The organism is Chthoniobacter flavus Ellin428 (genome assembly GCF_000173075.1).
GTDB lineage: Bacteria > Verrucomicrobiota > Verrucomicrobiia > Chthoniobacterales > Chthoniobacteraceae > Chthoniobacter > Chthoniobacter flavus.
Genome location: NZ_ABVL01000017.1, coordinates 59389 through 73528 on the forward strand (window position 1 = coordinate 59389; position 14140 = coordinate 73528).

10 protein-coding genes are annotated in these 14140 nt (G+C 60.7%); 4 read left to right on the forward strand and 6 right to left on the reverse strand.

Translation table 11 applies throughout. The features are described from left to right. Window positions 1–97 precede the first annotated feature (97 nt). Window positions 98–748: a transposase gene (locus CFE428DRAFT_RS23035; protein ID WP_006982066.1), complete on the forward strand. Its 651-nt coding sequence runs from the start codon at window positions 98–100 to the stop codon at window positions 746–748. Window positions 749–977: 229 nt separating this feature from the next. Here the strand turns inward: CFE428DRAFT_RS23035 and CFE428DRAFT_RS23040 are convergent, their stop codons facing one another. From CFE428DRAFT_RS23040 to lexA, 3 genes are all read right to left on the reverse strand, one after another. Next, entirely contained in the window at window positions 978–1949 is a 972-nt protein-coding gene (locus tag CFE428DRAFT_RS23040; RefSeq protein ID WP_006982067.1) for a 5'-3' exonuclease, read from the reverse strand. A gap of 235 nt (window positions 1950–2184) precedes the next feature. After that, window positions 2185–2331, reverse strand: coding sequence for a hypothetical protein (locus tag CFE428DRAFT_RS37690; RefSeq protein WP_157447608.1), 147 nt, complete (start codon window positions 2329–2331; stop codon window positions 2185–2187). A 13-nt stretch (window positions 2332–2344) separates the two neighbouring features. Further along, window positions 2345–2956, reverse strand: coding sequence for a transcriptional repressor LexA (lexA, locus tag CFE428DRAFT_RS23045; protein ID WP_006982068.1), 612 nt, complete (start codon window positions 2954–2956; stop codon window positions 2345–2347). A gap of 113 nt (window positions 2957–3069) precedes the next feature. Between lexA and CFE428DRAFT_RS23050 the strand changes: the two genes are divergently transcribed. The 3 genes from CFE428DRAFT_RS23050 to CFE428DRAFT_RS23060 all read left to right on the forward strand — a co-directional run bounded on the left by CFE428DRAFT_RS23050 (window position 3070) and on the right by CFE428DRAFT_RS23060 (window position 8493). Then, entirely contained in the window at window positions 3070–3825 is a 756-nt protein-coding gene (locus CFE428DRAFT_RS23050; RefSeq protein WP_006982069.1) for a nucleotidyltransferase family protein, read from the forward strand. A 358-nt stretch (window positions 3826–4183) separates the two neighbouring features. After that, entirely contained in the window at window positions 4184–6394 is a 2211-nt protein-coding gene (locus CFE428DRAFT_RS34305; RefSeq protein ID WP_049975728.1) for a TOL_0243 family YfiR-like periplasmic protein, read from the forward strand. Next, entirely contained in the window at window positions 6391–8493 is a 2103-nt protein-coding gene (locus CFE428DRAFT_RS23060) for a response regulator (RefSeq protein WP_006982071.1), read from the forward strand. Before CFE428DRAFT_RS34305 ends, CFE428DRAFT_RS23060 begins: the two co-directional genes overlap by 4 nt. On the opposite strand, the gene CFE428DRAFT_RS23065 is transcribed toward CFE428DRAFT_RS23060, so the two are convergent. From CFE428DRAFT_RS23065 to CFE428DRAFT_RS23080, 3 genes are read right to left on the reverse strand one after another with little or no spacing between them, the layout of a single operon-like run. Then, window positions 8490–10010, reverse strand: a complete 1521-nt coding sequence (locus CFE428DRAFT_RS23065; protein ID WP_006982072.1) for a proteasome accessory factor PafA2 family protein — start codon at window positions 10008–10010, stop codon at window positions 8490–8492. The genes CFE428DRAFT_RS23060 and CFE428DRAFT_RS23065 overlap by 4 nt on opposite strands. 46 nt (window positions 10011–10056) lie before the next feature. Continuing rightward, window positions 10057–11508, reverse strand: a complete 1452-nt coding sequence (locus CFE428DRAFT_RS34310; protein WP_006982073.1) for a GDSL-type esterase/lipase family protein — start codon at window positions 11506–11508, stop codon at window positions 10057–10059. A 42-nt stretch (window positions 11509–11550) separates the two neighbouring features. Continuing rightward, on the reverse strand, window positions 11551–13986 hold the full coding sequence (locus tag CFE428DRAFT_RS23080) for a FlgD immunoglobulin-like domain containing protein (RefSeq protein WP_006982074.1): 2436 nt from the start codon (window positions 13984–13986) through the stop codon (window positions 11551–11553). Window positions 13987–14140: the final 154 nt, after the last annotated feature.

Here is a 14140-nt window from a genome sequence, read left to right on the forward strand (position 1 = left end):
TCTGAGGTCACCGCTCCGCAATGAAGGGTCTTTTCCAGGAAGTCGCCGCTCCCAGTGACTTGCGCTTTTGCCATGCGCTCACCTATTCTCAAGCTCCATGGAGGTTGAGCCGCGTTTTCTGGATCCACACGCCGAGGTCGCTCAGCACACTAATCGCCTTCCTCACTGGCAGCAGGACGAAGCCACTTATTTCGTCACGTTCCGTCTCGCGGATTCTGTGCCGACCGAACTTTTAAAACGGTGGGAACAAGAACGCGAAGCATGGATGCGATGGAATCCTGAACCTTGGTCACCGAAACAGGAGCGTGAATACCGCGAACGGTTTTCCATGCGCATGGAACACTGGTTGGACGCCGGTCATGGCGAATGTCTTTTGCGCCAGCCGCCTTTGGCGCTGATTGTGGGGAACGCCCTGCAGCATTTCGACGGCGTCCGATACAATCAGCATGCGTGGGTCGTCATGCCGAATCATGTCCACGCGCTCTTCTCAGCGCGAGGCGAGACAAAGCTACCAGTGATTGTGAAAAGTTGGAAAGGTTTCACCGCATGGGAAATCAATCGCCACTTCGATCGAACGACACCTCTCTGGCAGAAGGATTATCGAGACCGGATCGTTCGAAATGCCAGGCACTTCCTCAATTGTGCACGGTATATCCGCAACAACCCTTTGGAAGCGTCTCTTAAAACCGCGGAGTATCTGCATTACGAAAGCCAGGCCGTGCGAACGCTCTTGGAAGCAGAGGGTTAGCAGAAACCTGGGAGCGGCGACTTTCCAGTCGCTGACCGAACCTACGCGCGAAGCGCCACTCTTCTGAGGGCGTCGCTCCGCGACGCAGGGCGACTGGAAAGTCGCCCCTCCCCAGTGGGCTGCAGCCGAATTCCCGCTGCCCCTAAACCGACAAAAAGATGTGGCTACTGCTGAGGCAGCAGCTCAGCACCAAAGACGCCAGCGTGACGCGTCGCTCAGCTCAATTTGCCTAAAACAGCTCGCCTTGCTGATGAGACGGTGCGGGTGCTACGGGTGCTACGGGTGCTGCAGGCGTCACAGGCACAGTGGGTACCACCCCGAACGTCGCCGCCTCCGCGCGCACTTCGGCGAGCAACGACTTGAACTCGCACTTCTCCAACTCGGCGATGAGGTCGTTCCAACGTGGACGGATCGCCAGGGCATCGAGCGGTTCGGGCAGTGGGAGGTCGAGATCGAGGCGGACCATCTCGCGGTTCTGCTCGATCTGGGCGCGCGACGCTTTGAGCTTCTCCCGGGTGCGCTCGTTTTTGACGGCGTCGAGATTGGCGAGCAGCGCGTCGAGCGAACCGTGGGTGTTTAGCAAGGTCGCCGCACCTTTGGGGCCGACGCCTTCGACGCCGGGGATGTTGTCCACGGTGTCACCGATGAGCGCAAGGACATCGCCAATCTGTTGCGGTTCCACGCCCCACTTTTTGCGCACGGCATCGATGCCCAATAGCGCGTGGGTATCGGACGGCGCGGCGAGATCCGTTTTGTTCGTCGAGTAGACCTTCACGTTGCCGTTGACGAGTTGGAAGAGGTCTTTGTCATTCGTGGCCAGCACGACGTCATCCCCCCGCGCCCGCGCGGCCACCGCGTAGGTGCCCATGAGGTCGTCGGCCTCGGTATCGGGCAGCCACACGCTGGCAAAGCCCAGCATCGGGACGAGGTTTTGGATGAAAGTGAGCTGGGGCCGCATGAGGTCCGGCATCTCCGCGCGCTGCTGTTTGTAAGCCGGCTGCAGGGCCACGCGGCGTTGCGGCATGCCCATGTCCCACATGATCGCGCCGAGGTCGGGCTGGAGGTCCTTGACCATGCGGCGCACCGTCTTGATGAAGCCGTAGATGGCGTTGGTCGGCTCGCCGCGCGAGTTACTGAGTTCGCGGATGGCGAAGAAGGACCGATAAACGTAGTAATGACCGTCGATGAGGAGAAGCTTCACGGGCGCAGGAAAATGGAAAGGCAGCTTCGCTCACACCCTCCACCCGGCTCAACTCCCAACTTCACCTAGATAAGGGAATGGATGGCCACAAAGAGGCACAAAAAGTACAAAAGCATGTCCTTGCAGAATACGGCTGTTTCACCCGCAGGGTGTCGATGAGCGCGACCTACTGGCCCAAGGAATATTTTCTTTTTGTGCCTCTTGAGCCTTTTTGTGACCATTTCCAGTTCCGTTTTTAGGCTTCACGATCCTGCTGCTCCAACGGCAACGGAAGTTGCCGCAACGGCACGCGCCGCTGACGCTCGCGGTCCCGGATCTGGCGACGATACAGCCAGATGAACCACCCGACGACGACACAGAATTCCAGCGCCAGCGCTATCACGACAACCTTTCGATTAATTGCGGTACTTGCGGATCAACGCCACCAGCACCCCTTGCACACTCAATTCGGCCATTGGCATCAAATCCGGAAAGTTCGGATTCTCCGCTCGCAAATAGTAACGTCCCCGCTGTTGCACCAGTCGCTTGAGCGTCGTCTCGCCATCGATCAGCGCCGCGACGATGGCGCCGGCTTGCGGTTCGCGATTCTCGAGAATCGCCAGGTCGCCGTCGTTGATCGCGGCGCCGATCATGGAATCGCCGCGCACTTTCAGCGCAAAGACCCGCTTGTTGCGTCCCAGGCCGAGCGTCGCGACATCGATGGAAACGGTCCCCTCATCCTGCTGATCCGTCGTCTCGGCAAAACCGGCCGCGATGCTACCATACACCGGCACATCCACGATCCGCTCCCGCCGCAACTGCGAAACCACCGCGACCGCCCGTGCCTTGCCCGGTTGCCGCTGGATCATGCCCTTCTTCTCCAAGGCGCGCAGATGATTGACCGCGGCTGTTTGACTGGCAAAACCGAAGTGCTCCTGAATCTCTCTCGTCGAGGGCATCACGCCCGCGGTGGCCTGCATGTGGGAGATGTAATCCAGAACCTCTTGTTGGCGCTGCGTAAGAATCATGTTCGCCAGAACACTGCGTCTTTCGAAGAGTCAACGCAAGCAGCATTTTGCATGGATTCTCCCGAATCCGCTCTGGACACAAGATGCGTATCTGAGGCATCAAACCGCGCTCCATGAACATCCTCATCCTCGCCGCCGGCTACGCTACGCGCCTCTACCCCTTGACGCAAAACAAGGCCAAGCCGCTGCTCGAAGTGGCCGGCAAGCCGATGATGGAATGGGTGATCGACAATCTCGCGCCGATCGAGGGCATCGAGAAGGTTTATGTGGTGACGAACAGCAAGTTCGCCGCTGATTTCCAGGCGTGGGCGGATCATTACAATCAGACGCACGCCAAGCTGGCCTTCGAGATCATCAACGACGGCTCGACCAGCGACGCGGACAAACTCGGGGCGATCGGTGACATCAATCTGGTCATCAGCCGCGCGGGTCTGGCCAGCAGCGACCTCATCGTGGTCGCCGGCGATAACCTTTTCAACCAGAGCCTCCAGGACTTCGGCACCTTCTGCCAGTCGAAGCAGCAGCCGGTGCTCGGCGTTTACGATGTGGGCAACCTGACCGAGGCGAAGAAATACGGCGTCGTGGCCGTGAATGGATCGGGCGAAATTAGCAGTTTTGAGGAAAAACCGGCCGAGCCGAAGAGCACGCTCATCGGGATCGCCCTGTACTATTACCCGGCGAAAGTGGTCGCCGAATTCGTCACCTACCTCGCGGCGGGCAACAACCCGGACCAGCCGGGACGGTTCGTTCAGTGGCTCTACCAGCGGACGCCGGTGCAGACGTGGCAGGTGCCGGGCACGTGGTTCGACGTGGGCAGCAAGGAGACCTTGGAAGAGGCGAATCGCATTTTTGCGGAGTTCAAAGGTTAAAATACGGTCAATTTTGGCTGGATAGAGCCAGAATCGGTGTGCCATGCTGGCCTGCGTGGTGGCACGACCCTTGGTGATTGCAGTCTGCGGCAGTCAATCGGCGAGGCTTGTACCTGACATCACGCAGGGCGATTCGCTGCTGAAGCGAAGGGAAATTCCTCAACAAAAGGCGCTTACAGACGCCACACCCACCGGTAACCGCTGATCCCTATTTCGTGTCATTTTTAAGAGAATCTACTCCAAGGCATGTCGGATGCTTCAAAGTCCTGTCCGTAATACTACCAATGGCTTCCGAACTTCGCCTTCCGTCGACCAATTGCCTCGCATCGGCGCATCCCTACCGCTTACTTTGTGCGTGATGTCTCAACGTCGCGCTCCCAGTTCGCATTTTTATTGCGCACTGCGCTGCGGTTGGCTTGTCGTCTGGATGATCCTGATGGTGGCTACAGCCCTGGCGCAGCGGCCCGGCGACGTACGCGAATTCCAGAAGAAAGCCGAGTTCATCAACAGCTTCACCAAGTTCGTGGAATGGCCCGCACGGAAGTTTGCACAACCGGATTCGCCTTTTGTGATTGGCGTTTACGGAGCGGACAACATTTCCGCTCTGCTCCAGGAATCAATTCAGGAGCGGCTGATCAAGGGCCGCCCGGTAGTGATCAAACATTTGCTCAACAAAGAGGAACTGCACAGCTGTCATGTCCTTTTCATCAGCCGCTCGGAGCGCGATCGCCTGGGGCCGATCCTGGCCGAGGTGCGGCGCGAAAATGTGCTCACGGTGGGCGAATGCGACAACTTCCTCGAAAAAGGTGGGGTCATCAACTTCGTCACCGTCGGCGGCCAGGTCCGTTTTCAGATCAGCACCGATGCAGGCCGCGCGCGAGAAGCTCAGCGTCAGTTCGCATCTGCTCCAACTGGCCTTGCCATTGATGCGGTTTATCGACGCCCCCCGCTAGGCCCTGCGATGAATACCCGCCTCCGGAGTTTTCCGATCCAACGCAAGCTGCGACTTGTCGTGCTGGCTACTTGTACGGCGGCGCTCTGCGTGGCGTCGTCGGCGCTCTTCGCCTTGCAGTTCTACTTCTTCCAGCGCGACTTCCGCCGGGATCTCGTGGCGGTGGGTGAAATCGTCGCCAGCAACAGCACGGCCGTCCTGAAATTTGCCGATGAACAGGCCGCGCGGGAAAATCTGGCGGCGCTCAAGGCCAAGCCGAACATCACCGGTTCCGCATTGGTGCTCAAGGATGGCACCGTCCTGGCCAGCATCGGGCGGGTCACCATTCCCTCCGCCGGCGAGGCGAATCCTCCCCTCGGCTTTCACAATCAGGGAGAAGATATCGTTTACTCCCAACCGATCCTGCTCGAGGGCGAACGCCTCGGCACCCTGATCCTGCACGCGGACTACAGCCGGCAGGCCAACAAACTGCACCGCCTCTACGCCAGTATCCTCGTCGCGGTGCTCTCGATCTCCTTCCTCGTCGCCGTGTTCGTCTCCTGGAAACTGGAGCGCGTCATTCTCGACCCCATCCAGAACCTCGCCGACACCGCCCGCCACATCATGGGGAATCACGATTACTCGGCGCGCGCCGCCAAGGTGGTGGACGATGAATTGGGAACGTTCACCGACTCCTTCAATAGCATGCTCGATCAAATCCAGGCGCGGGACACCGCACTGCGACACGAGATCGCGGAGCGCAAACGCGCGGAAGAAGAACTGCAACGCGCGCAGCAGCAGCTCATGGACGCCTCGCGCCAGGCGGGCATGGCGGAAGTCGCCACCGGCGTGCTGCACAACGTGGGCAACGTGCTCAATAGCGTGAATGTCTCCGCCACGCTCATCGCCGAGCGCCTTGGCCAATCGCGCACTTCCAATCTCGCCCGCGCCGCCGCCATGTTGCGCGACAAGAACGGCGAGCTCGCCGAGTTCCTGACCAGCGATCCGAAGGGCCAGTTGCTCCCCTCTTACATCGCCGACCTCTCGCAGCATCTCGAAAACGAGCGCCTGGAAGCGCGCGCGGAGATCGATCTGCTCACCCGCAACATCGAGCACATCAAGGACATCGTCGCCATGCAGCAGACCTACGCGCGGGTCTCGGGTCTTTCCGAGGTGCTACCGGTCGAGTCGCTCATCGAGGACGCTCTGCAGCTCAATATGGACAGCTTTGCGCGCCATCGCATCAATGTCGTGCGCGAATACGAGCAGGTGCCTCCGGTCTCGGTCGACAAGCACAAGGTCCTGCAAATCCTCGTGAATCTCCTGCGCAATGCGAAGCACGCCATGGACGATAGCGAAAACGAGAAGCAGCTCACCCTGTGCGTTCGGCGGCAGAACGACACGACCGTGGCCCTCATCGTCACGGACACCGGCTGCGGTATCGCCCCGGAGAATCTGACGCGCATCTTTTCCCACGGCTTCACCACCCGCAAAGACGGTCACGGCTTCGGTCTGCACAGCGCCGCGCTGGCCGCCCAGCAAATGGGCGGACGCCTCCTCGCCCACAGCGACGGCCCCGGCCTCGGTGCCACCTTCACTTTCGAACTGCCCATGGCAGCGCCCGCTACCACGACATGAATCTCCCGACGAACAATCGCATCCTTCTCGTCGACGACAATCCCGCCATCCACGAGGACTTTCGCAAGATCCTGCTCGGCACGACCAAGCCGAGCACCGAGCTCGACGCGATGGAATCCGTGCTCTTCGGAACGCCGCACGTGCCGGTCAATGTCGCCACGTTCGAGCTCGAGTCAGCTTATCAAGGCAAGGAAGCGCTGGAAAAAGTAACCAAGTCCGTCAAGGATGGGAACCGCTTCGCGCTCGCTTTCGTCGACGTTCGCATGCCTCCGGGTTGGGATGGCGTGGAGACCATCGAGCGCCTCTGGCAGGTCGATTCTTCGCTGCAAGTCGTCGTTTGCACCGCCTATTCCGACTATTCGTGGGAGAAGATGACGGTGCGCCTCGGCGTCAACGACAACCTCGTCATCCTGAAAAAGCCCTTCGATAACATCGAAGTGCTGCAACTCGCCCACGCGCTGACCAAGAAGTGGTACGTCACCGAGCAGGCGAGTGTGCGCCTCGAAACGATGGACAAGATGGTGCAGGAGCGCACCAAGGCGCTGGAAGACAGCAATGCCGAATTGCGGCGTTCGGAAGAGCGTTTCGGCAAGGCCTTCCGCGCCAGCCCCATTCCGTTCGTCATCCAGACGCCGCGCGAGAATCGCTTCATCGACGTCAACGATGCCTTCCTCCAGATGACCGGTTATACGCGGGAAGAGCTCATCGGCCATACGCCGCTCGAACTACGCTTCTGCCTCGATTACAATCAGCCGGCGGCCAGCGACGAGAAGCCGCTCCATCATGTGGAAGCGCAGGTCAGCACGAAATCCGGCGAGTTGCGCAACACCCTGGTCTCGCTCGAGCGCATCACGATTAGCGGCGAACCGCATCTGCTGCTCATGGTGCTCGATATCTCCGAGCGTCTCAATCTGGAAGCCCAGCTTCGCCAGGCGCAGAAGATGGAAGCCATCGGCCAGCTCGCCGCCGGCGTTGCCCACGACTTCAACAATCTCCTGACCATCATCCAGGGGCACGCCAGCCTGCAGCTCACCCTGCCCGGGCACGACGAAGACGCGGTCGATTCCCTGCAGCAGATCGCCCTCGCCTCGGAGCGCGCCGCCGATCTCACGCGCCAGTTGCTCGCCTTCAGCCGCCGGCAGGTCATGCGCCCGCGCGTGTTGTCGCTCAATACCCTCATCCGCGACCTCACCTCCATGCTGCGCCGCCTGATGGGTGAGCACATCGAGCTCTGCTGCGCCTTCGGCGAAGAACTGCCGCCCATCTGGGCCGACCAGACTGGACTCGAGCAGGTGCTCATGAACCTGACGCTCAACGCGCGTGACGCCATGCCCAAGGGCGGCCGGATCACGATCAAGACGTCCGAGGTGGAGCTCACCATCGCCGATACCGAAAAGAATCCCGAAGCGCGCCCGGGCGATTTTACGGTGCTCAGCGTGATCGACACCGGCACCGGCATGGACGAGGCCACGCGCAGCCGCATCTTCGAGCCCTTCTTCACGACGAAGGAAACGCACAAGGGCACCGGCATGGGTCTGGCCACCGTCTACGGCATCACCAAGCAGCATGACGGCTGGATCGAAGTCTCCACCGCCGTCGGCAAGGGTTCGGAATTCCGCGTGTATTTCCCGGTCACCGAACGCCTGGCCGAACCGCTGGAGACCGACCATCACGACACTGCGCCCGTCAGTGCCGAATCGACCATCCTCATCGTGGAAGATGACGAGGCGGTCCGCAGCCTCGTGCGCGAAGTGTTGGATCACAGCGGCTATCGCGTGCTCGAGGCCGAGCACGGCGACGCGGCCCTGGAGGTCTGGAAAGAGCACTCGCACGAGATCGATCTGCTGCTCACCGACATGGTCATGCCCGGCAGCGTGAACGGTCTGGAGCTCTCCCAGCGTCTGCTAGCCGAGCAACCGGATCTCAAGGTCATCTACACCAGCGGCTATAGCGCGGAACTCTTCGGCAGCGACGTGCGCCTGGAAGACGGCCGCAATTACCTGCCGAAGCCGTACCTTTCCGCGAAGCTCACGAACATCCTGCATCGCGCCCTCCATCCCGAGGAAGAAAAGCAACCCGCGGCGCAGACGGAGTTTTAGTCGGCTTTCACCTCCAGCATCCCCATCAGTTCCTCAAAACTCTTCGCCTCGCGAATCGCCGCGTTGAGGCGATCCAATCCCGCATGGTGCGCGGGATGGGCCAATTCGACATTTCGCTTGAGCGGCCCTGAGCCGAGCACGATCTCGTCCCACTGGATCGACTCGATCTCGCGGTTGAATCGCGCGACGGCCCGCCCGCGGAAAAAGGCCCGCGTCGTTTCCGGCGGCTGGAAAATGGCCCGGCGGATATCGTCCTCGGAAACCAGCCGCTTCATCTGATTCTCGCGCATCAACTCGTAATAGAGCCCCTGCTCCAGGGACACGTTGTGATACTCTAGATCGATCGATTGCAGCCACGGATCGTCCCACTCCAGTCCCTCACTTTCCTGGAAAGTGGTCAGGAGAAATTTCTTCGCCACCCAATCCACCCGATCGCGGCAACGCCAATAATCCGCCGCGAGGTCGTCGAGCACCAACTCCCATTCGGCGAGCACCCAGTTCGTCTCTTCCGCTTCGTGACAATGCTTGCGCGCGGCAGCTAGATACAGCCGCTGCACATCGATCGCCGAAATCTTTCGCCCATCCTTGAGATCGATCAACCATTGCAACGATTGATCGCGGCTCAACAACTTGGTCGCCTCGATCGGATTGGCCAGTTCGAGCTGCGGGGCATGCCCCGTCTCGATCAGTTCCAACACCAGCGCAGTCGTCCCCAGTTTCAACGCCGTGGCGTAATGGCTCATGTTGGCATCGCCAATGATCACGTGAAAGCGACGGTATTTCTCCGCGTCCGCGTGCGGCTCGTCGCGAGTGTTGACCAGCGGCCGCCGGTTCATCGTATCGATCGAGCACAGCACACTGAAAAAGTCGGAGCGCTGGGCGATCTGATACACCCCGGGCTGCCCACCGGAGTCCTCGCCCTCGATCCCCATCTTGCCCGCGCCGGCGAAAATCTGTCGCGTCACCAAAAAGGGCACCACGTCGCGGACCAGCCACTCCCACGGCACATCGCGCCGCATGAGATAGTTGTCATGGCACCCGTAGCTGTGGCCGATGAAGTCCGTGTTGTTCTTATAGAGCCGCGCCTCGCAGCCTTCCGGCAGATGCGAGTTCCGGCGCCGCGCACACTCCGCGAGAATACGTTCCCCCGCTTGGTCCTGCGCCACGATCTCCCGCAGTGTGGTGCATTCCGGCGTCGAGTATTCCGGGTGCGCGTGGTCGTTGTAAAAGCGCGCCCCGTTGCTGAGCACGAGGTCGCTCTTGATCTCCTGGAAACTCAGCGGCCGGTTCTTATCGAGTTCGTAGTAGGCCGCCTCGTCGGTGTCCTGCAGCAACTCCTCGGCGCGAAAGCCGCGGGCATCCTGGTGCGGGTCCTCGAGGTTGTAATCCCATTTCATCGACGCACCGTGCTCAGTGTAGCTGCGCACGATCTCGATGGATTCGCGCACTACATCCAGGTCGGTTACGCCGTCGACAGTGATACCGTATTCCGTTTCGAGACCGAAGACGCGTTTCATGTGCGGCAATGTCCCGCAGGCGGTGCGTCCCTGCAAGTACCAGCCGCTATTTCTCCAACCCGAGCTTGCTGAAAATCGGCTGCAAAGTCGCCGTCCACTTCGCATAACCGGTGGCATTCGGGTGGAGCATGTCGGGAAACTCCTCTTTCTTGCATGAGCCGTTGCCATCGTCGAAAAGCGACCACGTATCGCAGAAGGTCACTTGTTTATCGCTCTTGAACGCCTCTTCGTAGAGCCCATTCAACTGGCGAATTTTCTCCGGAAAAAAGCCCGGCTTCGGCCCCCGCGGCATGACCTTGTTGATCACAATCGGCATCGCCGGATTCGCCGCGTGCAGGGCGTTGACAACCGCTTTCAGATTCTCCACGACCACTTCTGGTTCCGCGCCCTGGTCGAGATCGTTCGTGCCGATGAGAATCGAGACCGCCTTCGGGTGCAGATCGAGCACGTCCCCCTGCAGACGAGTGCGCAAGCCGCGCGTGGTGTCGCCGCTAATCCCTCGGTTGGCCACTTTCAGCTCCTTGAAGTCGTTCGCCAGCGAACCCCAGCCTTGGGTGATCGAGTCACCGAAAAAGACCACCGAGTTCGCCTCGGTTTCCTTCATCTTCGACCACTGCTCGCGCCGTCCTTTCCACAGCGTGCGGAACCACAGCCCCGACTGCATCGGCCCCGCGCCGGGGCAGAGATTCGACGGCGGCTGCGAGAAGGGCCCAGCAATCTGCTCCCAAGGCACCACGCTCCCGCGCTTCTGGGCAAACATCCACGGCAGCAACTCCGGCTCGCCATAGGCGATATTCCAAGAGTCATGCTTCGCGTAGGGATACTCGCTGTAGAGCGGGTGACCGCCAGCGGCTTCGAGTGCGGCGATCATCTCGCGGCTGCGCACCACCGGCACGGTCGGGTCGAGCACACCGTGAAACGCCCACAAGGCTACGCCCTTGGCCGGTGCAATTCGCGAGACATCACCCCCGCCGCAGATCGGCGCCGCAGCCGCCCAGCGCGTGGGCTGGCGGGTGATCAAGTCCCACGTCCCATAACCGCCCATCGAGAGACCAGTGACATACTGCCGGTCCTGGTCGATCGGAAATTCCTTCAGCGTCGCGTCGAGTGCGGCGAGCAGCAGCTTCATCGGCGCGGTCGGCTGGTCTTCGTAAGCATTCGGCCCCGTCCAGCCTTTCACCGCCGACCACGTCTGATCCGGCGGACACTGCGGCACGACGACGAAACACGGATACTTGTCGCGCACGTCCGGCTTGAGGAAAAGCGGCGCGCCATACTTGAGCTGCGCGGCATTGTCCGTCCCGCGCTCGCCCGCGCCGTGCAGGATCAGCACCAGCGGATACTTCTTCGCCGCGTCGAAATTCTTCGGCTTCAGCAAACGGTAACCAAGCTGCGCTCCATCTGCGGAAAAGGTCCGCGCTTCGTAATCATCCGCGCGCAGCGGCGCGCAAAGGATCATCGCGAGAAGTGCGAAGAAAAGGATCGGGAGGATTTTCATGACGTCGGGAATGATTGCGGAAAGTTCTTCGAGGTCGATGCGTTATTTTGCCGCCGGCACGGTGAGCTTGCCGCCGGGCAATGCCTTCACTTTTTCCAAGCCGGTGACCTCCATATTCCAACGAGCCGTATCGCCGGCTTCCACATACAACTTGCCGTCGCGCGCTTGGGTCAGTCGGCCATTCTGCGGAGCCCCTGCGTGAGTCATTTCCGCCCCCGGTACGGCCGCTTTCGGCCAGTGTGGCTGCTCCCCGCTTTTGGCAAAGAAATGCGCCAGGTTAAATCCATCCTCCGTCCAAATACTCCAGTCATTGTTCTGAAAGGTGACAAGCCACGCGTTGTTCACCGGCGCCAACAAGCGGGCACTCCCAACGATCTTCGCCGGGATGCTTTCTCGGAGTTGCTGCTCAGGGATACTCCAATGAAGCGTTTTACCCCAATCACCCCCGACGCAGGCCAGATCTGTCCGCATAACCAACGCCATTTGCATATCTGGGCTTGTCTCTGCTGCCCGAATGGCAAAGGCGCTTCCGAGAACGGCGAGTCGGGTTCCATTTTTAAAATCGTAGCGGGGTGCGCCGCAGGCACTCCATTCCTTTACGGTATGAATGATCGTCGGTATGGGGGCGTCCGTGGCCGAGGGCCTCGTCCGCACGGCGAGATTCGGACCCGCTGGCCCCACCTCCAGCCCGACCGGCTCGTTATAGATCGCGATCGTTTCATTGTCCTGCATCTTGCCATCTCCGTTTTCATCCACCCACATCACTGTCTTTCCGACAAATGCCGGCGAGTCCGATTCGGTTGCTTGGAAGAATCGGGTACGGAGCTTGTAATCGCCCTCCCCGATTCGCTCGTAAATATCCAAGGAGGTTTTTTCCGCGGCAGACACGATCAAATAGGCGTGCCCATTCTTTCCGACGCCATAACGTGCTGCTCGAGCCGGCTCGCGAGTCACGACACCAAGGCACTTCGCCACGCCCGTCTTGCGATCGATCCGCCATTCGCAGCCTTGAGCAAACATCACATCCGGATCGAGCGGGTTGATCGCGCTTCCCGCGGCATCCTTGTCCATCGGCCCGAAAAACTCGTGCACCAGCTTGCCTTCCTTTCCGGTCGTATCCCACACGCTGAAGCGCTTGGGATAGGCGTCGCTCTCCGCGACCCACAACTTTCCATCCGGGGCCATCGCCACTCCGCGGATCGAATGCAATCCATCCGCCTGCCAGGGACCGAGCAAGGCACGACCGCCCCGCCGCCCCGCAACCCAGGTGGGATTCTCGGCATCGAGCAGCGGGCGCGCTTCGAGTTGATTGACCGGCGCGCCAAAGCCGAGGAACGCCGTGCGAGCGTGAAACTTGGCGCGCTCACCAACCACGGTCAGAGCTGTCACCGGCGCATCCGTCTTGAGTCCCGCCATGTCACTGGTGATGACCCAAAACGGATCATGCGCAAAGAGAATGCGCCCGAGGACGGAATAGCCGGGGTCATCCTGGCTGCCCACTCTCATCCGGAGTTCCGGCGAGACGCGGATCGCGATGACGCCGAAATCCGCATCGGCCATTTTGCCCGGTGCATCGGGCAACTCGGTCTGGGTAGGCGCGATATCGATCATGCCGGGCGCAGCGCCGACCACAGTTTGCAAATAGGCTCCGCTCTTGGCATCAAGAACGGTCAGGAATTGGGAATTCGTGAAGCTGAGATAGATGTGTCCGTGACGCACCGCCATGGCATCGGCCACGTCGGGATTCGACTTCGTATCCGCTGGCCAGAACGAAAAGATCTTCAGGTCGACCGATCCGTTCGGCCAGGGAACGGGTTTGCCGTCGCGGGCATCCAGGCGATAGATCGCTTTGCCTTCCGCACCTTCTTTGTCCAGGCCGCCCAGCACATAGACGAGCCCATCATCCACGGCCAGCGCCTTGCAACCGGAAGGCCCCTCACTCCGGCGGTGTCGCCAGACCACGTGTCCGCTGGGATCGCAGGCGACGACCGCATGGCCGTCTTCCGCGAGCGACCAGCCAAGATAGACGTGCGTGTCATCCGCCGTGACCGCACTGGGCACGCCGCGGTCTCCGCCCCATCCCCCTTCTCCATCCGCCGTTTTCCAAGGCAGATCTGCGCCACTGCCCACCCAGCCGCGCAGCTTCAGCCCGATGCCCTCGTGAAAGAGTCCTTTCCACGTGTAGTCGCCGGGTTCCACCATCTTGTCGTCGTCCGAGAGTCCGTCCCAAGTCAGATCGTGTGCGCCCTTGGGCATCGTCTTTCCCGGCTCCAATCGGCGCACCAGCGTGCCATCCGCGCGATAGATGTTCACCATCACGTAACCCTCCCGCGGCGTGCTGAAATGCACGTTCATGCCATTGGGCACCGCAGCTTTCCCGGCCGCACCCGCGGCCAGCGGCGCCAACGCCAGACACAGCGCGACGAAAAGACGCTTGAGCGGCGAGTCAACCGGGGCGTGACGGTGCGGGAATTCCATCGGCCCATAGAGCCTCAGGGAATGGTCCGATTAACAGCCCGAAATCAATCCGCGTCCCGGCTCCCCGCATTCGCCTCTTCTTTTTCGCTTCTCTCTTCAAAGGTACCGCTCCATTTCTGGTCATCGTCGGAAAGCAAGCTCTCCCCTTTTCGTC